The 19,948-nt window shown below is 70.6% G+C and carries 18 protein-coding genes and 1 pseudogene; 13 read left to right on the forward strand and 6 right to left on the reverse strand.

All coding sequences use genetic code 11. The features are described 5' to 3' along the window. Positions 1-60: 60 nt before the first annotated feature. Both DEJ48_RS11925 and DEJ48_RS11930 read right to left on the reverse strand, forming a co-directional pair. Complete coding sequence (locus DEJ48_RS11925) at positions 61-393, reverse strand: thioredoxin family protein (protein WP_317850911.1); 333 nt, start codon at positions 391-393, stop codon at positions 61-63. A 27-nt stretch (positions 394-420) separates the two neighbouring features. Beyond that, complete coding sequence (locus DEJ48_RS11930; RefSeq protein WP_150216110.1) at positions 421-813, reverse strand: MerR family transcriptional regulator; 393 nt, start codon at positions 811-813, stop codon at positions 421-423. A 213-nt stretch (positions 814-1,026) separates the two neighbouring features. On the opposite strand from DEJ48_RS11930, the pseudogene DEJ48_RS11935 reads away from it, so the two are divergent. Continuing rightward, positions 1,027-1,953, forward strand: a pseudogene (locus DEJ48_RS11935) (glycoside hydrolase family 16 protein); the annotation flags it as partial. Here DEJ48_RS11935 and DEJ48_RS11940 read toward each other — a convergent pair. After that, positions 1,932-2,933: a MerR family transcriptional regulator gene (locus DEJ48_RS11940; protein ID WP_223832004.1), complete on the reverse strand. Its 1,002-nt coding sequence runs from the start codon at positions 2,931-2,933 to the stop codon at positions 1,932-1,934. The pseudogene DEJ48_RS11935 and the gene DEJ48_RS11940 overlap by 22 nt on opposite strands. 87 nt (positions 2,934-3,020) lie before the next feature. On the opposite strand from DEJ48_RS11940, the gene DEJ48_RS11945 reads away from it, so the two are divergent. Beyond that, positions 3,021-3,821 carry an alpha/beta fold hydrolase gene (locus DEJ48_RS11945; RefSeq protein WP_150216112.1) on the forward strand — a complete coding sequence of 267 codons (801 nt, stop codon included), beginning with the start codon at positions 3,021-3,023 and terminating at the stop codon, positions 3,819-3,821. Positions 3,822-3,901: 80 nt separating this feature from the next. On the opposite strand, the gene DEJ48_RS11950 is transcribed toward DEJ48_RS11945, so the two are convergent. Further along, positions 3,902-4,495, reverse strand: coding sequence for a dihydrofolate reductase family protein (locus DEJ48_RS11950; RefSeq protein WP_150216113.1), 594 nt, complete (start codon positions 4,493-4,495; stop codon positions 3,902-3,904). 206 nt (positions 4,496-4,701) lie between these two features. Here DEJ48_RS11950 and DEJ48_RS11955 point away from each other — a divergent pair, with 206 nt between their 5' ends. Next, positions 4,702-4,950, forward strand: coding sequence for a type II toxin-antitoxin system CcdA family antitoxin (locus DEJ48_RS11955; protein WP_150216114.1), 249 nt, complete (start codon positions 4,702-4,704; stop codon positions 4,948-4,950). Continuing rightward, on the forward strand, positions 4,947-5,360 hold the full coding sequence (locus tag DEJ48_RS11960; protein ID WP_150216115.1) for a DNA-binding protein: 414 nt from the start codon (positions 4,947-4,949) through the stop codon (positions 5,358-5,360). Before DEJ48_RS11955 ends, DEJ48_RS11960 begins: the two co-directional genes overlap by 4 nt. A 47-nt stretch (positions 5,361-5,407) precedes the next feature. Here DEJ48_RS11960 and DEJ48_RS11965 read toward each other — a convergent pair whose 3' ends face one another. After that, positions 5,408-7,093, reverse strand: coding sequence for an MFS transporter (locus DEJ48_RS11965; protein ID WP_150216116.1), 1,686 nt, complete (start codon positions 7,091-7,093; stop codon positions 5,408-5,410). 169 nt (positions 7,094-7,262) lie between these two features. Here DEJ48_RS11965 and DEJ48_RS11970 point away from each other — a divergent pair, with 169 nt between their 5' ends. Further along, positions 7,263-7,862, forward strand: coding sequence for a TetR/AcrR family transcriptional regulator (locus DEJ48_RS11970; RefSeq protein ID WP_150216117.1), 600 nt, complete (start codon positions 7,263-7,265; stop codon positions 7,860-7,862). 144 nt (positions 7,863-8,006) lie between these two features. Here the strand turns inward: DEJ48_RS11970 and DEJ48_RS11975 are convergent, their stop codons facing one another. Continuing rightward, positions 8,007-9,419: a cation:dicarboxylate symporter family transporter gene (locus DEJ48_RS11975; RefSeq protein ID WP_150216118.1), complete on the reverse strand. Its 1,413-nt coding sequence runs from the start codon at positions 9,417-9,419 to the stop codon at positions 8,007-8,009. A gap of 309 nt (positions 9,420-9,728) precedes the next feature. Between DEJ48_RS11975 and DEJ48_RS11980 the strand changes: the two genes are divergently transcribed. From DEJ48_RS11980 to DEJ48_RS12015, 8 genes are all read left to right on the forward strand, one after another. Further along, positions 9,729-11,438 (forward strand): sensor histidine kinase, encoded by a 1,710-nt coding sequence (locus DEJ48_RS11980; RefSeq protein WP_223832006.1) that lies wholly within the window; start codon positions 9,729-9,731, stop codon positions 11,436-11,438. Then, a complete protein-coding gene (locus tag DEJ48_RS11985) occupies positions 11,435-12,118 on the forward strand; it encodes a response regulator (protein ID WP_150216119.1) in 684 nt (227 codons plus the stop codon). The genes DEJ48_RS11980 and DEJ48_RS11985 overlap by 4 nt, the downstream gene beginning before the upstream one ends. A gap of 200 nt (positions 12,119-12,318) precedes the next feature. Beyond that, positions 12,319-13,686, forward strand: a complete 1,368-nt coding sequence (locus DEJ48_RS11990) for an extracellular solute-binding protein (protein ID WP_190537351.1) — start codon at positions 12,319-12,321, stop codon at positions 13,684-13,686. Positions 13,687-13,976: 290 nt separating this feature from the next. Continuing rightward, the gene (locus tag DEJ48_RS11995) at positions 13,977-14,822 is read left to right on the forward strand and encodes a carbohydrate ABC transporter permease (protein WP_223832460.1); all 846 of its coding nucleotides are present in this window, start codon (positions 13,977-13,979) and stop codon (positions 14,820-14,822) included. Between the two features lie 126 nt (positions 14,823-14,948). Then, complete coding sequence (locus DEJ48_RS12000; protein ID WP_223832461.1) at positions 14,949-15,731, forward strand: carbohydrate ABC transporter permease; 783 nt, start codon at positions 14,949-14,951, stop codon at positions 15,729-15,731. Between the two features lie 223 nt (positions 15,732-15,954). Further along, positions 15,955-16,617, forward strand: coding sequence for a hypothetical protein (locus tag DEJ48_RS12005; protein ID WP_150216123.1), 663 nt, complete (start codon positions 15,955-15,957; stop codon positions 16,615-16,617). After that, entirely contained in the window at positions 16,605-17,648 is a 1,044-nt protein-coding gene (locus tag DEJ48_RS12010; RefSeq protein WP_223832007.1) for a hypothetical protein, read from the forward strand. Before DEJ48_RS12005 ends, DEJ48_RS12010 begins: the two co-directional genes overlap by 13 nt. Positions 17,649-17,706: 58 nt before the next feature. After that, positions 17,707-19,902, forward strand: a complete 2,196-nt coding sequence (locus tag DEJ48_RS12015; RefSeq protein WP_150216124.1) for a serine/threonine-protein kinase — start codon at positions 17,707-17,709, stop codon at positions 19,900-19,902. The last annotated feature ends 46 nt before the right edge of the window (positions 19,903-19,948 follow it).

Consider the following 19,948-nt stretch of genomic DNA (forward strand, 5'->3'; position numbering starts at 1 on the left):
ATACCCCGGACGTCAATTCGCCCGGGGTATTTCTTTTGTTTCTCCTCGGAGCGCGTCGCCTCAGAGCACGTCGGCCAGATCCGCGAGGAGCTTGCGCTTGGCCCGCGCGCCCACCATCTGCAGGACCGGCTCGCCGCCACGGAACACGATCATGGTCGGTGCCGAGAGCACCTTGTACGCGATCGCCGTCTCCGGGCTGCGGTCCACGTCCAGCTGCACGATCTTCAGGCGCTCCGCCTCCTCGCGCGCCAGCTCACTGAGGACCGGCGCCAGCTGCCGGCACGGCCCGCACCAGTCCGCCGTGAACTCCACGAGCACGGGGCGGTCCGCCTCCCGCAGCACCTCCCCCTCGAAATCCGCGTCGGTCACCTCGGCCACGCCTGCTGCCTTCACTTGCCCACTCTCCTCGTCCCTCGTCCGTCATCCCGTGAGTTCGCACCGCGGCTCCGGGCCGCCGGGCAGGGCGGCCTCGGCGCGCGCGAGCTGCGCTCCGACCTGATCGCGCACCGCGCTCAACTCGCCGATCAGCGCGTCGAGTTCGGTGAGCTTGCGGCGGTAGACGGCGAGCGACGCCGGGCAGGAGTCGCCCTCCGGATGGCCGGAGCGCAGACACTCCACGAAGGGCCTGGTCTCCTCCAGGTCGAACCCGAAGTCCTGAAGCGTCCTGATCTGCTCCAGGAGCCGAACGTCGTCCTCGTCGTAGGTGCGGTAGCCGTTGCCGGTCCGCCGTGCGGGGAGCAGCCCCCGGGACTCGTAGTAGCGCAGCGTCCGCGTGGTCGTCCCCGCGCGCGCCGCGAGCTCGCCGATTCGCATGCGTCGAAGGTAATCCTTGACGTGGGCGTCAAGGCCAGCGGTTTTCCCTGACGAGGCAGGGACCGGCACCTGCCGCACGTCTTCGGGAAGTTGACGCAACCCACCCATTGACGGGCCGCCCGGCCACAACTACAAAACCAGCAGCACGGTTCTGAGAGCGCTCTCAGACAGCGTTGGACCCAGCGCTGTCGCCCACCCCCACGGAGGTGCACGATGCCGATGCCCCACAGAACCCCCGTCCTGGCCGCACTCGCGACCGCGGGCCTGCTCGGCGCGCTGCTGCTGCCCGGCACGGCGAGCGGTGACGTGCCGCCGCCCCGGCCCGGCTGGTCCCTGAAATGGAGCGACGACTTCAACGGCGCGGCGGGCAGCGGTCCCTCCGCCAAGGACTGGCAGGTCGATCTCGGACACAACTACCCGGGCGGGCCGGGCAATTGGGGTACCGGTGAGATCCAGGAGTACACGAACTCCCGTGACAACCTGAGCCTCGACGGGACGGGCAACCTGCGGATCACACCGCGCAAGAACGCCTCGGGCAAGTGGACGTCGGCGCGGATCGAGACGAAGCGCAGCAACTTCAAGGCGCCGGCGGGCGGCACGCTGGCCATCGAGGGCCGCATCCGGATGCCGGACGTCACGGGTGACGCGGCGCTCGGCTACTGGCCCGCGTTCTGGGCCCTCGGCTCCCCCTACAAGGGCAACTACCAGAACTGGCCCTCCATAGGCGAGTTCGACGTCATGGAGAACGTGAACGGCATCAACGCCGTCTGGGGCGTGCTGCACTGCGGCGTGAACCCGGGCGGGGACTGCAACGAGACCCAGGGCCTCGGCGCGAGCCGCGCCTGCCCCGGCGCGGCCTGCCAGTCGGCGTTCCACACGTACCGCTTCGAGTGGGACCGCTCGGTGACCCCCAACCAGCTGCGCTGGTACGTCGACGGGCAGCAGTTCCACACCCTGAGCCAGAACCGCTTCTCCACGAAGACGTGGAACGACATGACGTCCCACCAGGGCTACTTCATCCTCCTGAACGTGGCGATGGGCGGCGGCTTCCCGGACGGCGTCGCGGGCCGGGCGACACCGACGGCGGCGACACGGCCCGGGCACGCGATGCTGGTGGACTACGTGGGGGTGTGGACACGACCGTAGGTGTCCTCCGTACCGTACGAACTCAGCGCGGCGCGGAGCCAGTTGTCGGTGCTGCCCGGGGTCGGCTGCGGGGACCCGGCGGGCGCGGTCGCCACCTCGGCCGCCAGCTGCCAGTAGCGGTCGATGCGGGGTTCCGCCGCGAGCATCCGGTGCAGCGTGCGGCGGAAGTCCGGGGTGTCGCGGCGGCCCAGCGCCGCGGCGTGGACGGCGACGAAGCAGTCCAGGGCCTCGCCCTCGCGCGGGGCGCGGCCCGCCCGCACGTCCGGCGCGGCCAGCTCGAAGGCCTCGGGCAGCCCTTCGTAGAGCACGGCGGGCCGGTACCCCTTGCCGGACGAGTGCACCTCGGGCTGACCGTAATCCGTGCCCGCCCGGGGCCCCGAGACGAAGCAGGGCGCGGTGACGAAGTCCTGCAACCGTGCGAAGGCGAGGACTTGGGCTGGGGTCGGGGCGTCGGGCGGTACGGGCACGGCCCGGTCGACGACGGCCGCGACCACCCGGGACGGCAGCCGCGCGGGCAGCCAGCACCGCCAGAACCGGGCGAGCGCGGCGGTCCCGGGCGGCGTGGTCACGGCGCCCACGAGGCGGAGCCGTTCGGCACGCTCCTCGACCGTGCAGTCGGTGAGGAGTTGCAGCGCCGCCTCACGCCAGCGCAGCGCGGTGAGCCGGGACCCGACGTCCTTCAACTGCCCGGCGATGACGTCCTCCAGCACGCCCTCCTGGTCCGCATGGCCCTCATGGCCCAGGACACGGCTCACGTCGGGGACGGGGAGGTCGAGTGTGCGCAGGGAGCGGATGAGGCGGAGCCGGTCGAGGGCGTCGGGGCCGTAGCGCCGGTGGCCGCCGCCGCTGCGGGCGGCTTCGGGGAGCAGGCCGCGGTCGGAGTAGAAGCGGACGGTCTTGACGGTGACGCCGGCTCGTTCGGCGAGCTGTCCGATGCTCCACAGGTCGTCGTGCTGCTTGTCTTCGGGCGTCACGGCTTGAACCTCCCTCAGGGGGAGTTCCTACCGTACCGGCGGGCGCGGGGCGGTCCCGCGCCCGCTGTGACCGTACGAGGAGGAACCATGACCGCGACGTTCGTGCTGGTGTCGGGCGGGTACACGGGTGGCTGGCTGTGGCGGGAGGTGGCCGCGGGGCTGCGGGCGGCGGGCGCGGACGTGCATGCGGCGACGCTCACGGGTCTGGGCGACCGCCGTCATCTGGCAGGGCCGGGGGTCGACCTCGACACGCACATCGAGGACGTCACGCAGCTGATCGACCACATCGACGCGCCCGAGGTGGTCCTCGTCGGCTACTGCTACGGCATCTACCCGTCCGTGGGCGCCGCCGACCGCCGCGCGGACCGCATCGCACGGCTGGTGTACCTGGACTCCCCCATGCCGCAGGACGGCTACTCCATGATCGACCAGGTGCGCGAGCAGATGCCGGACGGCCCGGCCAGGGACCGGACGCTGTCCCAGCAGGAGCGGGCGGAGGACGGCTGGCGGATCCCGGCGCCGTCACCGGAGGAGTGGCGGGAGCACGGGAACCTGGCGGGGGTGTCCGACGACGGGCTGGCCCGGCTCGCGCGCCTCGCCTCCCCGGCGCCGGCGGGCCCGTACGCCCAGAAGCTCCGCGTCTCGAAGGCCGTGGCCGCGCTCCCGACCACCGGGATCTTCTGCACGACCGGCGGCTCGATGGACATCGCGTCGCTGGAGTCCCTGGTCGCGTCGGGCCTGCCGCTGGTCCAGCACCTGGCCGACCCGCGCGCCACGTTCTTCGACATGGCGACGGGTCACTGGCCGATGCTCTCGGTCCCCGACGAGTTGGTGGAGGTGCTGCTGGGGGCGGCGGCGGGTGCGGGCCACGTACTCGGCGCCGCCTAGGCCTTCCTGTCGTACGACACGAAGCTAGGCCTTCCTGTCGTACGACACGAAGCTAGGCCTTCCTGTCGTACGTCACGAAGCTAGGCCTTCTTGTCGTACGTCACGAAGATCGTGCCGCTGTCGAGGAGCACGGCGTCGCTGCGCTCGTACACCACCGGGTCGAACGCGGTCTTCTGCGCGAACAGAGGCGTGCCCGAACCCAGCGTCAGGGGGCCGATCTTGACGACGAGCCGGTCGATCTCGCCGCGCAGCACTCCGGCGAGTTCGCCGCCGCCGCACAGCCAGATGTCCTTGCCGTCCTCCTTCTTGAGCTCCCGCACCTTCTCGACCGGGTCGGTGGCAACCAGCTCGACGCCCGGGTCGGGGCTCTCGGTGAGGGTGCGGCTGAACACGTAGTGGCGGAGGTGGGGGTAGGCGTTGGTCAGTCCGGCGTCCAGGCCGATCGCGTAGGTCCTGCGGCCTTCGAGGACGGTGTCGAAGTGGGCCCCCTCGCCGGTGATGCCGAAGGCCTCCCTGGCGGGGGCGGGCAACGTCTCGGGGTACGTCTCGGACAGGTGCTGCACGTAGTCCTGGGCGACCGGCCAGAAGCCGTCGGGGCCCGTGGGGTCGGCGCCGTCGGGTCCTGCGATGAATCCGTCGAGGCTGACGGCGATGAAGTAGACGAGCTTTCGCATACGGGCTCCTTGGCCTTGGCCGTGGCGGCGAGCCACGTCGACTGTTGCACTACGAGTGAAGTGGTCAGAACGTAGTACTTCAGATGGAGTGGTGTCAACGGTTGAGGGGAACCGGGTTCGGCGGCCTCGGGTTTCGGCCCAGCCATTCCTGGAGCACCCTCCTCCAGAACTGCCCGAGGGCGCGCATACCGCAGTATGCTCGGAGCATGGCCGACACGACACGCATCACGGTGACACTGCCGACCGATCAGGTCGCCGAACTGCGGAAGCTCACCGACAACGTCTCCGGATACGTCGCCGAGGCAGTGGCACGTCAGCTGCGGCACCAGCTGCTCGGCGCCGACCTGCGGCATCACCAGGAAGAGCTCGGGGCGTTCACCGAGGAGGAGCTGGCCGAGGCCCGCGGCCGCATCTTCGGCACGGCGGACGCCGACGGCTCGGCGAGCGCGGCGTGATCAAGCACGTCGAGACCGTTGTCCTGGACTCCGAGGGGCTCTCCGCCTGGATCGCTCAGGACCGCAAGATCCTCGCGATGTTCCAGGTCTTCCACGCCATGGGCGCCGATTTCGTCGTCGGCGCCAACACCATCGTGGAAGTCGGCCACGCGCGGTTGGACATGCCTCGACTCCACTGGGCGCTCTCTCGCGTCAAGGTCGAGCCGGTGACCGAGGGCGCCGCGAAAGCGTCCGCGGAACTGCTCAAGGCCGCAGGGCTGCACGGCCACAAGTACGCGATCGACGCGACCGTGGCCGAGCTGGCGCTGCGCCAGCCGGGTCCGGTGGCCATGCTGACGTCCGATGTCGACGACATGACCCGATTGTGCGGCGACCGCGTCCGGCTCATCGGCATCCGAGCGCACGAATAGCGGTAGCGGCGCCCCCCGGCGCCGCTACCGCTGAAACCTGCGTGCAATTACCGCTGGGGCTCCCGCTCCCGTACGCCCTCGTCCGCGTCGGCGCCCTCCGCTACGGCCGCATCCGCGGTCGAGGCGGACTTCCTCGGCAGCAGCGCCGCCACGAGGACCGTGCCGACACCGAGGATCACCGCACCCACGAGGCTCGTGTGCGCCACGGAATCCGAGAACGCGGAGCCGACCGAGTCCGCCATCTTGTGAGCGCCCTGCGCGAGCTGCTCGGCCTGGCCCTTCAGCTGGGCGGCCTGCTCCGGCGAGGTCGCCTTCGCGGCCTGCCCGGCGACTTCGTGCGCCTTGTCGCCGATGCCCTGGGCGACCGCGTAGCCCGCGCCGACGGAGTCCTGCGCGGTCTCCAGCGTGCCGTCGGGCAGCTTCGTGCCGGAGGCGGCCGCCGCGTCGCTCAGCTTCGAGGAGTACGAACTGGCGAGGACCGAGCCGAGGATGGCGATGCCGAGCGAGCCGCCGAGCTCCAGGGACGTGTCGTTGACCGCGCCGCCGACGCCGAGTTCGGACTCGGGGAACGCGCCCATGATGGCGTCGGTGCAGGGCGAGAGGGCGAGGCCGATGGCGAGGCCCAGGATGATCAGCGGGGCGACGAAGTCACCGTACGAGGACGAGGCGTCGACGCGCGTCAGGAGCGCGAGCGCCACCGTGCCCGCGACCATGCCCGCCGACACCGTGATCTTCATGCCGATGCGCGGGGTCAGATAGCCCGTGAGCGCCGAGCCGACGAAGACCGCGCCCGCGAGCGGCAGCATGCGCACGCCCGTCTCCAGCGGGTTGTAGCCGAGGACGAACTGCAGGTGCTGCGTGAGGTAGTAGAACGCGCCGAAGACCGCGAGGAAGAACAGCGCGACCGCGAGGTTCGAGCCGGAGAAGCGGCGGTCGAGGAAGCGGCGGACGTTCAGGATGGGGTGCGGGTGGCGGAGCTCCCAGCCGACGAACGCCACCAGGCCCACGCCCGCGACGACGGCCGCCGAGATCGCCTTGGCGTCCCAGCCGAAGTGCGGACCCTGGATGATCATGTAGACGAGCGCGCCGGTCCAGATGACCGAGAGCAGACCGCCGACGTAGTCGATGCGGTTCGAGTGGCCCGCCTTGGACGGCGGTACGAGGAGCAGCGCGCCGACGATGGCGATCGCGGCGATCGGCACGTTGATCAGGAAGGTCGACGCCCAGCCGTGGTCCTCGAGGAGCGCGCCCGCGACGAGCGGCCCGGCCGCGATCGCGAGACCGGCCGTGGCGGTCCACAGCACGATCGCCTTGGCCCGCTCCGCGCGCGGGAAGGTCGCGGCGAGCAGCGAGAGGGTGGCGGGCATGATCATCGCCGCGCCGAAGCCCATCACCGCGCGGGCCGCGATGACGCCGCCCGAGCTGTCGACGAGCGAGCCCGCGACCGATCCGGCGCCGAAGACGACGAGGCCGAGCACGAGTGCGCCGCGGCGGCTGTACTTGTCGCCGATCGCGCCGAGCAGCAGCATCAGCGCGGCGTACGGGACGGTGTAGCCGTCGATGACCCACTGCAGGTCGGAGCTGGAGAGCCCGAGGTCCTTGGTCATGTCGGGGGCGGCGACGGTCAGTGCCGTGTTCGCCATCACGATGATCAGGAGACTCAGGCAGAGCACGAGCAGCGCCCACCAGCGGCGCGCGTACGGCTGCTTCATCTCCTCGACCGGTCGGTTCATGAGTAGAGCCACCGAAGCCTCACCCTTCCATGGTTCTTATACGTACTTGTCCGGTGACCTTGCACAGCACTGTGCAATTACACACGAGTGTGCAACTTACGCCACTGCACAGGGCTGTGCAAAACGGGCGGGAACTCTCCTCCTGGACCCTCCTGAACGCGCGTGCACAATGGAGCCCATGAGCCGAGCCGACGCCAACCGCCGCCGCATCCTGGAGGTGGCACTCGCCGAACTGCTGCGCGATCCGGACGCCTCCATGGACCAGATCGCCCGCACGGCCGGCGTCGTGCGCAGGACGGTCTACGGCCACTTCCCCAGCCGGGAGGCCCTGGTCGGCGCCCTCATCGACGGCGCGGTCGAGGCGGTCGCGGCGGCCCACGCCTCCGGACGCGCCCGCTCGGACGACCCGGCCGAGTCGCTCGCCCACTCGATGGTCGCCGTCTGGGAAATCGCCGACGGCTACCGCCTGCTCGTCGGCCTCGCGCAGCGCAGCGTCGCGATGGAGGGCATCAGACAGCGCCTCGCCCCGGTCCGCGACGAGTGCGTCAACGTCCTGCGCCTCGGCCTCGCCCAGGGCGCCTTCACGTCGTCCCTGCCGCCCGCCGCTCTCGCATACGTCCACGAACAGCAGCTCTTCGGCCTGATGGAGGCAGTGAACGACGGCCTCCTCGACCCGAAGGACGCGGGCCGCGCCGCCGCGTCGACGGCACTCATGTCGGCGGGCGTTCCCTCGGAGCGGGCGCGGGAGATCATCGCGGGGCTGGACTGAGCGCAGCGCCGACGCCCCCGTACCGGGCAGCGAAAAGCGCCGCCCACGGCGCACGAGGAGGAAGCTCTCGTACGTCGCGGGCGGCGCCGGCGGCCCCCTTGGAGGAGGGATTCGGGGGCCCCTTCACACGGCCGGGCCGGTGAACTACACCTTCACCGGCTCCTTGCCGTCGTCCCGCGCTTCCGGCACGGTGTCCGTGCCGCGCCCGCGCTCGGCGTCCTCGACGGCGGACGGCCCGTGGCCGTCGTCCACCAACGTACGCTCGTCGAAGGGGAGTTGTCCGGCCAGCACCGCCGTGACCCGCTCCTTGTCGACCTCCTTGGTCCAGGTGCCGATGAGGAGCGTGGCGACCGCGTTGCCCGCGAAGTTGGTGAGGGCGCGGGCCTCGCTCATGAAGCGGTCGACGCCGATGATCAGGCCGACTCCGTCGACCAGTGCGGGCTTGTGCGACTGGAGGCCGCTCGCGAGGACGGCGATGCCGGAGCCGGAGACGCCCGCCGCGCCCTTGGACGCGATCATCATGAAGAGCAGCAGGGAGATCTGCTCGCCGATGCCGAGCGGCTGGTCCATGGCGTCGGCGATGAAGAGCGAGGCCATGGTCAGGTAGATCATCGTGCCGTCGAGGTTGAAGGAGTAGCCGGTCGGGACCGTGATGCCGACGACGGGGCGGCTGACTCCCAGGTGCTCCATCTTCGCGATGAGCCGCGGCAGCGCGGACTCGGAGGACGAGGTGGAGAGGATGAGCAGGAACTCGCGGCCCAGGTACTTGAGCAGCTTGAACAGGTTGACGCCGGTCACGAGCCGCACCAGCGTGCCGAGTACGACGACGATGAACAGGACGCAGGTGACGTAGAACCCGATCATGATCGTGGCGAGCGCCTTGAGCGCGTCGAGGCCCGTCTCGCCGATGACGGCGGCCATCGCGCCGAACGCGCCGACCGGGGCGGCCCACATGATCATGCCGAGGACCCGGAAGACCAGCTTCTGGATGTGCTCGATGCCGCGCAGCACGGGCTCGCCGGAGCGGCCCATGGCCTGCAGCGCGAAGCCCACGAGCAGCGCCACCAGCAGGGTCTGGAGCACCTCGCCCTGGGTGAAGGCGGAGACGAAGGTCTTGGGGATGATGCCGAGCACGAAGTCGACGAGGCCCTTGTCCGCCTCGTCGGCCGCCTTGTGGCCCGCGCCCTTCTCGGACTCGGTGATGTCCATGCCCGAGCCCGGGTGCAGGATGTTGCCGACGATGAGGCCGATGGCGAGCGCGACGGCGGACATGGCGATGAAGTAGCCGAGCGCGAGACCGCCGACCTTGCCGACCTTCGCGGCCTTGCGGACGGAACCGACGCCGAGAACGATCGTGCAGAAGATGATCGGCGAGATCATCATCTTGATCAGGTCGACGAATCCGGTGCCGACCGGCTTCAGCTCCTTGGCGAAGTCCGGCCAGATGAAGCCGACGGCGATGCCGAGCAGCACGGCGCCGATGACGGCGATGTAGAGGTAGTGCGTGCGGTCCCGCTTGGCGGCGGGCTGCGCTTGTGGGTCGGCCGTGGTGGTCACGGGGCCCTCCTTGAACGACGTCGTCGGCGTTGTGATGCCTGTGGTGCGTGTGGTGCCGGTGTGCCGGTGGTGCCGGTGTGCCGGTGTGCCTTGCTCCGGTGCCTTCGGTACGTGCGGCTCACGTTCTCTGCGATCGGCTCACGGCCTGCGCGTCCGGCACCCCGTCCCGGGTGGCGGGCTCGCATCCCGGTGCACCGCTCGCGCCCCGGGGATCCCGGTGACTATCTCCCGGCCTGTGAGGGCGGTCACCCTTGCGTTCATTTAGTTCGCACTTATACGACCACTTGTACGAGAAGGCAGACTGGCACCATGTCCCGCACCCGCCCCACCCGCCCGCGCAGGCTCCCCCGCAGCCTTGCGGGCCAGCTCTTCGCGATGCAGATCGTGCTGGTCACGGCGGTGGTCGCCGGATGCGCGCTCTTCACGTACCTGAGCGACAAGCACCAGGCCGAGGAAGGCGCCCGCCGCCAGGCGACCGCGGCGGCGCGGGCGGTCGCGGACTCCCCCTCCGTACGGGAGGCGGTCCGCGGCAGCGATCCGTCGAAGGAACTGCAGCCGTACGCGACACGGGTGCAGCACGACACGGGCGTCGACTTCGTGACGATCATGGACCCGAGCGGCATCCGCTGGACGCACCCCGACGAGCGCCGCATCGGCGAGCGTTTCCTCGGCCACCGGGCGGACGCGCTCCTCGGCCGGACCTTCGCGGAGACGTACACCGGCACGCTGGGCCCCTCCGTACGCGTCGTCACCCCCATCTGGGACGGTCCGGCCGCCGGGGAAGGGCGCATCGTCGGCCTGGTCAGCGCCGGCATCACCATCGAGGAGATCACCGCGAAGGCCCGCGGCCAGCTCCTCGCGCTGATCGGGGTGGCGGCCGCGGCGCTCGTGCTCGGCGGGATCGGCACGTACGTCATCAACGCGCGCCTGCGCCGCAGTACGCACGGCATGAACGCCGGCGAGCTGAGCCGCATGCACGACTACCACGAGGCCGCGCTGCACGCCGTGCGCGAGGGGCTGCTGATGCTGGACGGGCAGCGGCGCATCGCCCTCATCAACGACGGCGGCCGCGAGCTCCTCGGAGTGGCGGGCGGGCCGGTGATCGGCCGGAACGTCTCCGAGCTCGGGCTCCCCGCCCCGCTCACGGGCGCGCTGCTCGCGGCCGAGCCGCGGGTCGACGAGCTGCATCTGACCGCCGACCGCGTGGTGGTCGTCAACACCTCCCCCGTGTCGGGCGGCGAGCGCCGCGGCACGGTGGTGACCCTGCGCGACCACACCGAGCTGCAGGCGCTCACCGGGGAGCTGGACTCCGAGCGCGGCTTCACGCGGGCGCTGCGCTCGCAGGCCCACGAGGCGGCGAACCGGCTCCACACGGTGGTGTCCCTCATCGAGCTGGGCCGCGCGGACGAGGCCGTCGACTTCGCCACGGCCGAGCTGGAGCTGGCGCAGGCGCTGACCGACCAGGTGGTGGCCGCGGTCAGCGAACCCGTCCTCGCCGCCCTCCTCCTCGGCAAGGCGGCGCAGGCCAACGAGCAGGGGGTGGAGCTCGTCGTCTCCGACGACAGCAGCATCGACGACGGCATGCTCCCGGCGTCCCTGCCCGCCCGTGACCTGGTGACGGTCCTCGGCAACCTCATCGACAACGCGGTCGACGCGGCGCAGGGGTCGCACGCCGCGCGGGTCACGGTGACGGCGCGGGCCGACGCGACGGGGCTCCTGCTGCGCGTCTCGGACACGGGGCCCGGCGTCGACCCCGCACAGCGGGACGCGGTCTTCGAACGCGGCTGGTCGACGAAGGCGGCGACGGGCCGCGGCCTCGGCCTGGCCCTGGTCCATCAGACGGTCACCCGCAACGGCGGCACGCTGACGGTACGAGAATCCGCGGAGGGCGGCGCGGAGTTCGAGGTGACCCTGACGCCGGACCCGACCGAGGTCCACCCCGCTGCCGCGGAGGGCCGGGCCGCTGCCGCTGTCCGCCCGGTCCCGGGTGACAGAGACCCTGACGGAGGCGACCGGTGATCCGCGTACTCGTGGTCGAGGACGATCCCGTCGCGGCCGACGCCCACGTCCTCTACGTCAACAGGGTGCCCGGCTTCGAGGCCATCGACCGCCCCGCCCACTCCGCCGCCGAGGCCCGCCGCACCCTCGACCGCACCCCGGTCGACCTGATCCTCCTGGACCTGCACCTGCCCGACGGCCACGGCCTCCAGCTGGCCCGCTCCCTGCGTGCCGCCGGTCACCCCACGGACGTCATCGCGGTGACGTCGGCCCGGGATCTCGCGGTCGTCCGGGAGGGCGTCTCCCTCGGCGTCGTCCAGTACGTCCTGAAGCCGTTCACCTTCGCGACGCTCCGCGACCGCCTCACCCGGTACGCGGAGTTCCGCACCGCCGCCGCGGAGGGCGAGGCCACCGGCCAGGACGAGGTGGACCGCGCGCTCGCCACCCTGCGCGCGCCGGGCCCCGCCGCCCTGCCGAAGGGACTCAGCGGCCCCACCCTCGAACGCGTCATCCGCACCTTGCGCGACGCCCCCGACGGCCTCACCGCCACCGCCGCCGCCCAGACCGCGGGCCTCTCCCGCATCACCGCCCGCCGCTACCTGGAACACCTCGTCGACACGGCCCGCGCGGCCCGCAGCCCCCAGTACGGCCACGTCGGCCGCCCCGAACTGGTCTACCGCTGGCTTACGCCGAACGACTGAACCCCTCCACATCCCCGCACGGCGCTCCGCACTTCCCACCCCGGAGGCCTCACCAACGTACGCCCGACAACAACGTTGTCACGGTGGTGACGAGCAACAACGCACAGCGCCCGCAGAGGCATTGACCTTGCTCCGAACACGCCCTTACGTTCACCGGGCAACCCACGTGGCAGCCCCGCCGCGTCGGCCAGTAGGAGGTCGTGCCCGTGCGCCCCACCACCACCCCACTGCTCCTCGCCGCCTCCACCCTGCTCGCCGCCGGCACCCTCACCGCGTGCGGCGGCGGCTCCGGCGACGACCCCGACACCGTGAAGATCTCCTTCAAGCAGTCCACGGACAACCAGATCAGGGTCATGGACACCTATCTGGAGGACATCAAGAAGCAGTTCGAGAAGGAGAACCCGGGCAAGAAGGTCAAGCTGGTGCCGATCAAGGCGCCGGACTCCGAGTACTACACGAAGCTGCAGCAGATGCTGCGCTCCCCCAAGACCGCCCCCGACCTGGTCTACGAGGACACGTTCCTCATCAACTCGGACATCACCAGCGGGTACTTGAAGCCCCTCGACACCTACCTGGCCAAGTGGAAGGACTGGGACCAGTTCATCGGCACGGCCAAGACGGCGGCGAAGGCGGCCGACGGCAAGACGTACGGCGTGCCGGACGGCACGGACACCCGCGGCCTCTGGTTCAGCAAGGGCATCTTCAAGAAGGCGGGCCTGCCTGCCGACTGGCAGCCCAAGACGTGGGACGACGTCCTGGCAGCGGCCCGCACGGTGAAGAAGAAGGTCCCCGGCGTCACGCCGCTCAACGTGTACACGGGCAAACCGGCCGGTGAGGCGGCCACCATGCAGGGCTTCCAGATGCTCGCGTACGGCACGGGCAAGGACCCCCTCTACGACCCGGCGGCGAAGAAGTGGGTCACGGGCAGCAAGGGCTTCAAGGACTCCCTGAAGTTCGTGGAGACCGTCTACGACGAGAAGCTCGGCCCGGACGTCTCGGACGCCCTCGACCCGAACTTCGCCACGCGTGTGCGGGGCGAGCTGCTGCCCGAGGACAAGCTGGCCATCAACCTCGACGGCTCGTGGCTGCCGCAGGACTGGGGCAAGGGCGCGGGCCACGAGTGGCCCGAGTGGTCGAAGAAGCTCGGCCTCGCCGCGATGCCGACGCAGAACGGGCAGGCGCCCGGCAAGGTGAGCATGTCCGGCGGCTGGACCTGGGCGATCCCCGCCAAGGCCGACAACCCCGACCTCGCCTTCAAGTTCATCGAGACGATGCAGACCAAGGCGAACGCCAAGAAGTGGTACATCGCCAACTCCGGCATCGCGGTCCGCAAGGACGTCGCGGCCGACCCCACGTACGTGAAGGCGCAGCCCGGCATCAAGTTCTTCACGGACCTGGTCGCCTCGACGTACTACCGGCCCGCGTACCCCGAGTACCCGAAGGTCTCCACGGCGATCCAGGAGGCGATGGAGTCGGTGACGACGGGCGACAGCTCGGTGGAGGACGCCGCGAGCGGGTACGACGAGGAGGTCGACTCGGCGACGGACGGCCAGGTCATCGAGAAGTAGCGCGCCGGGTACGCCGGTACCGCCGCCCGCATCGATGCCTGCCCGCACCCAGGAGTGAGCGCCCGCACCCACCGAAGAATCGGTGCCTGCCCGCACCGGAGAGTGAGCGCCCGCACCCACCGAAGAATTGGTGCCCGCCGGCACCGGAGAGTGAGCGCCCGCACGTGACCACCGCATCCCCCGCACCGTCCGCGGGCCCCGGCGGCGTCGCCAAGACGTCACCGCCGGGCCCGCGCTCCACGCCCCCGGCCGCCGAGCCCCCCGGCCCAAGGGCCCGCGCCCGCCGCGGCCTGCTCCGGGCCCTGCCCGTCTCCCCCGCCGTCATCCTGCTCGCGCTGTTCCTCGCGGGCCCGATCGGCTACTGCGCGTACATCGCCTTCACCGACCTCCAGCTCACCGGCCAGGCCGAGTCGAGCTTCGTGGGGCTCGACAACTTCCGCGAGGCGTTCGGCGACGAGCGGTTCCTCAACGCGGTCTGGCTCACCCTCGTCTTCACGTTCCTCTCCTCGATCGTCGGCCAGAACACGCTGGGCCTGGCCCTCGCCACCCTCATGCAGCGCGCGTCCAAGCCGGTCCGCACCCTCACAGGCGCGATCGTCGTCACGGCGTGGGTGCTGCCGGAGGTCGTCGCCGGCTTTCTCCTCTACGCGTTCTTCCGCCGCGAGGGCACCCTGAACGCCGTCCTCGACTTCCTCCATCTCCCCTCCCAGAACTGGCTGTTCACCCTGCCGATCCTCGCGGTGTCGTTCGCGAACGTCTGGCGGGGCACGGCGTTCTCGATGCTCGTGTACTCCGCCGCCCTCAACGAGATCCCCAAGGAGATCACCGAGGCCGCGGAGGTCGACGGTGCCGGTGGCTGGCGCCGCATGTGGCACATCACGCTGCCGATGATCCGCCGCTCGATCGGCACGAACCTCATGCTCAACACCCTGCAGACGCTCTCCGTCTTCGGTCTGATCTGGGTGATGACGCGCGGCGGCCCGGGAAACGACAGCCAGACCCTCCCGCTCTTCATGTACGAGCAGGCCTTCCAGAAGAGCATGATCGGCTACGGCACGGCCGTGGCCCTGCTGCTGCTCCTCGTCGGCTCGCTCTTCTCCGTCGTCTACATGCGTCTGCTCCGTACGGAGGTCTGAGTGCCCGTCAAGTCGCTCACGCACGACCCGCGTTCGACCCGCGCCGCCCGTTCGACCCGCACTCCGCGTTCGGCCCGTACGCCGCGTTCCCGCCGCGCGTCGCACCGCCTCGCCGCCGACGCGGGCCTGCTGGTCGTCGCGGCGGCGTTCATCCTCCCCCTCGCCTGGGTGGTCCTCTCCTCCCTCGACCCGAAGGCGGACCTGAGGGTACGGCTCCCCGACAGCCTCACCCTCGACAACTACGACCAGGTCCTCACCCCCGAGATCACCTTCACCCCCCTCCTCAACAGCCTCCTGCTCTGCGGCGGCGGCACGCTGCTCACGGTCGTCTGCGCGGCCCTCGCGGCCTACCCCCTCTCCCGCTACCGCTCCCGCCTGAACCGCCCCTTCATGCTGACGATCCTGTTCGCGACGAGCCTGCCGATCACAGCGATCATGGTTCCGGTGTACGCGCTGTTCGTGCAGGTCGACCTGATCGACACGATGCAGGGCACGATCTTCTTCTTCGCCGCGTCCCAACTCCCCTTCGCCATCTGGCTGATGAAGAACTTCATGGACGGCGTCCCGAAGGAGCTGGAGGAGGCGGCGTGGACGGACGGCGCGTCGTCCTTCCAGTCCCTGCTGCGGATCGTGCTGCCCCTGATGGGCCCCGGCGTGGCCGTGGTGACGGTCTTCTCGTTCGTCATGATGTGGGGCAACTTCTTCGTCCCCTTCATGCTGCTGCTCACGCCGGAGCAGATGCCGGCGTCGGTCAGCATCAACGACTTCTTCGGCAACAAGGGGACGGTGGTGTACGGCCAGCTGGCCGCGTTCTCGATCCTCTACTCGACGCCGGTGATCCTGCTGTACGTCCTCGTCTCGCGGAAGCTGGGGGGCGGGTTCGCGCTGGGCGGCGCGGTGAAGGGCTGACGGCGGCGCCCGGCGGGGGCCCGGCTCGGGCTGACGCGATCCGGTCTTACGACGGACACGAAACTGTGACACGAGTTCGCGGCGATACGTTCCTCCTCGCCCCTTTCGTGGTCACACATCTCCCTGGTATCGGGCCTGGGACCGCACTAGCGTGCTGAGCTCGCGCCTCCCCCACCAGCCACGCCGCGTGACCCATCAGCCCCCACCAGCCAGGAGTCGAACCGTGCCCCGCCCTCTCCGCCTCGCGACGGCCGCGCTCGCGGCCTCCGCAGCGCTGCTTCTGACGTCCTGCGGCAGCGACGACGACAAGCCGAAGGCCGACGACAAGATCGCCGGCGCGGACCAGGGCGACGAGAAGTCGCCATCGGCGGACGAGTCAGGGGAGGCGGGGGCGGAGGTACGGCGCCCGAAGATCGAGCTGCCGTCGGACCTGACGTACAAGTTCGACTGGTCCAGGACGGGCGACAAGACCAAGGACGCGGTCCTGGCCGACACGGAGCAGTACGTGCAGGCCGTCGACATGGCCATCGCCGAGCAGGAACCGCTGCACAAGGCGTACCGCTTCTACTCCGAGGGGAACGCGGCGGCCGGGAGCCAGAAGTTCGTGCAGGAGTACGTCGACTACAAGGACCGCATCACCGGCGTCAAGCGGTACTTCAACGCCCGGGTCGATGTCACGGGCGGCAAGACGGCGGGCCTCGTCTACTGCGAGGACCAGCGGAAGGCGCACAACAAGAGCCTCAAGACGGGCAAGACGGCGAAGGCGCAGGCTCCGTCCAAGGACGACTTCGTGCTGTACAGCAGCCGACTGCGCGTGAACGAACAGGGCGTCTGGGTCACCGAGACGACCACATCAGACCGGGGGAACGCCACATGTCAGCCATGACAAGGACGAGCAGGACACCACTGATCGCGGCCGGAGCGGTGGCAATGGCCGCCGTGCTGCTCCTGCCCGGCCCCGCCTCGGCGGGCACCGGCCACGGCGGGAGCACCAACGGCGACGCCAAGGGCCCCACCGAGGAGGGCGGCGACGGAACCCTGATCGCCTCCGCGGGCGGCATCTCCTACGACCGTTCCAAGAACGGCTCGGGCCCCAAGTCCGGCGCGATCGCCCCCACGGGCGCCTACAGCCCGCCGCCCTGCTGGTACGGCCCGACGTACACCCCCGCCCAGTTCAAGAAGGAGCGTGAGGCGGTCTGGGCCGTGGACTCCACGGGGCACGAGTGGGACCTCGAACAGCAGGAGCGCTACGTCAAGGGCAAGCCGTACAAGAACTTCAACCTGGACAAGGCCGGCAAGGGCTACTGGTGGACGGCGTTCCCCAACAAGACCTACCCGCCCGGCTGGGACAAGTGCACGAAGGAGACGTTCTGGGTCGACCAGGGCGACCCGCCGCCCGCGGACGCCCCCGAGGCGATCGACGCGGAGATCCTCGCGAAGCTCGCCTACGCCGAGATCCGCGTACCCGGCACGAAGGTGTCCCTCGCGCCCGAGGGCGCCACGAAGGTCAACCTGCCGACATGGGCGTGGCTGGACGCCGCGGAGTTCAAGCCGGTGTCCGTGACCGCCAGGGTCGACGTGCTCGACATCGAGGCCACGACGACCGCCGTGCCCGTCTCCCTGAAGATCGACCCGGGCACGGCGGACGCGGAGACGTACCCGGAGAACGGCGTCTGCGACCTGGTGGGCGACAAGATCGGCACGCCGTACGCGAAGGGCAAGTCCAAGGAGACCCCGCCCTGCGGCGTGAAGTACCTGCGCTCGTCGGGCGACGGCTCGTACCCGCTGAAGGCCACGGTCACGTGGAAGATCCACTGGACGGGCACGGGCGTGACTGAGGAACAGGAACTGCCCGAGGGCGAGTTCGGCGCGGAGCAGGACGTGGTGGTGGAGGAGATCCAGTCCATCAACCGCTGACGACACGGTTCCACGAGTTCCACGAGTTCCACGAGTTCCACGAGGGGGAGGCAGCACGGTGCGGGGGCGGTTGCTCGACGGCCGTTACGAGCTGCTCGCGCCGATCGGCGCGGGCGGCATGGGCGAGGTCTGGCGCGCACGCGACACGCGCCTCGGCCGCGAGGTCGCGGTCAAGCTCCTCGTACCGGGTCCTGCCGCGTCCGAGGACGAGCGGCGGGAACTCCTGGCCCGCTTCCGGCAGGAGGCCCGCGCCGCCGCCTCCCTGGACAGCCCGTACATCGTCGCCGTCCACGACCACGGTGAGGACGACGGCATCCCGTACCTGGTGATGGCCCTCGTGCAGGGGCGATCGCTGGACCAGGTGCTGCGCGAGAGCGTCCGGGTGCCCGTGGCGGACGCGCTGCGCTGGGCGGCGGACGTGTGCCGCGCTCTGGAGGTGGCGCACGCGGCGGGCATCGTGCACCGGGACATCAAGCCGGGCAACGTGATGGTCGCGCCGGACGGCACCGCGAAGGTCGTCGACTTCGGCATCGCGACGTTCGTGGAGCGCGCGGCCGGGGACACGCGCCTCACACGAACCGGGCAACTGCCGTTCGGAAGCGTGCCGTATCTGGCTCCGGAACGGTTCCGCCAGGAGCCGGGCGACGCCCGCACCGACCTGTACGCGCTGGGCTGCGTACTCTACGAACTCCTCGTCGGCAGGCCCCCGTTCACGGGCTCGGCGGCGGGCGTCATGCACAACCACATCAACGACGCGCCGCTGCGCCCGAGCGCGGCGCGCCCCGAGGTGCCGCGGCCGCTGGCACACCTGATCCTGGACCTGCTGGCCAAGGACCCGGCGGACCGCCCGCCGGACGCGGCGACGACGCTCGCCCGTCTGGAGACGTCGACGAGTGCCCTCCCCACGCTGCCGCAACTCCAGAAGGACGACACTCCGCCGACCATCCAGGACGAGGTCACAAAGCACTGCTCGACCACGACCACGGCCACGACGGCGGCCACGTCCAAGGCCAAGGCCACGACCGCCGTGTCCGTCAGCCCGGCCCCCGCTCGCCGCGCCCGCCGCCGCCTGCTCCTCCCCGCCGCGCTGCTCCTCGCCCTCGGCATCCCGGCGGGCCTGGGCATACGCGCCCTCGCGACGCCCGACCCGAGCCCCGGCGAGGCCACCCTCGAGATCGGCGTGGCCCACAGCTACCGGCACGTGGGCGAACCCTCGGCGGACGGCGGCGCCCCGGACACGTACGCGAAGTCGGAGTACAGACAGTTCACGACGCAGCAGCTGCGCACGGTCGAGTCAGCCTTCGCGGAAACACTCGGCGACAAGCACGACGGAAGCCGCTTCCGCTTCGTCCCCGTCACCGCGAACCCGGACGTGAGCAGCCGCGAGCTGCTGGCGGAACACCCGGACATGCTCGCCGTCATCGGCGACACCGTCGACTTCTCGTGGGTGCACGACACGGACGAGGCGTTCCTGCCGGAGATCAGCACCTGCCACGAATACGCGCACGCCGGGGGCGCGTTCGCGATCCCCGCGGACGACGCGCGGCAGGGCGAGGCGATCGCCCGCTACCTCCACTCGCAGACCGACGCACGCCGGGTGCTCGTCGCCGAGGACAAGCTCTGGGTGAACCGCGAGGACGGCATCGGCACGGCACTCCGCAGAAACGGCGTCTCCGTCGAGGCCCTGGACGTGACACCCGACAAGGTGAAGACATCGCAGATCCCCTCTCTGGTCGCGGAGGCAGGGGCGGACGCGGTCGTAGTGCCGACCGGCACTCCGGTCGACGTATGGGCGGACAGGCTCCGGTCCGGCGGCTTCGAGGGCCCGGTGATCGGCCAGGGCGACCAGGAGGGCACCTGCGCGGACTCGGAGGACCGGTCGGCCGAGGAGAAGAGGGACAGAGCGCTCCCCGACGGCGTCATCCGTGTACGCAACTATGCGGCCGAGCCCGACGACAACCTCCCGGCACGCGGCAACGAGGAGCTGTACGACGGCGCACTGGCCCTGGCCAAGGCACTGACCGCGCTCCCCGAGGACGACACCGCACCCACGTCCCTCCGCCACACCCTGGACCGCGAGCTCCAACAGGTCTCCGTCAACGGCGTCCAGGCAGAGGTCAGCTTCGAGAAGCGCCGCTCGGCGAGACAACGCCCCGTATGGTTCGACCGCCGCGACGAAGACCACTGGACGGAGATCGGCAAGGTCAGCAAGAAGTACACCAACAGCCACCCACATGACGGCCCTGCAACCTGAGTCGCTGTGGACACACTCCTCGCCGCCTGGCCATCAACCCCACGGC

Source organism: Streptomyces venezuelae (assembly GCF_008642315.1).
Classification (GTDB): Bacteria; Actinomycetota; Actinomycetes; order Streptomycetales; family Streptomycetaceae; genus Streptomyces; species Streptomyces venezuelae_D.

Bases quoted from the DNA above. Each gene is read 5' to 3' on its own strand.
- DEJ48_RS11930 (WP_150216110.1), bottom strand. From the start codon at position 813: ATGCGAATCGGCGAGCTCGCGGCGCGCGCGGGGACGACCACGCGGACG.
- DEJ48_RS11945 (WP_150216112.1), top strand. From the start codon at position 3,021: ATGACCGCGACGTTCGTGCTGGTGTCGGGCGGGTACACGGGTGGCTGG.
- DEJ48_RS11950 (WP_150216113.1), bottom strand. From the start codon at position 4,495: ATGCGAAAGCTCGTCTACTTCATCGCCGTCAGCCTCGACGGATTCATC.
- DEJ48_RS11955 (WP_150216114.1), top strand. From the start codon at position 4,702: ATGGCCGACACGACACGCATCACGGTGACACTGCCGACCGATCAGGTC.
- DEJ48_RS11965 (WP_150216116.1), bottom strand. From the start codon at position 7,093: ATGAACCGACCGGTCGAGGAGATGAAGCAGCCGTACGCGCGCCGCTGG.
- DEJ48_RS11970 (WP_150216117.1), top strand. From the start codon at position 7,263: ATGGAGCCCATGAGCCGAGCCGACGCCAACCGCCGCCGCATCCTGGAG.
- DEJ48_RS11980 (WP_223832006.1), top strand. From the start codon at position 9,729: ATGTCCCGCACCCGCCCCACCCGCCCGCGCAGGCTCCCCCGCAGCCTT.
- DEJ48_RS12010 (WP_223832007.1), top strand. From the start codon at position 16,605: ATGTCAGCCATGACAAGGACGAGCAGGACACCACTGATCGCGGCCGGA.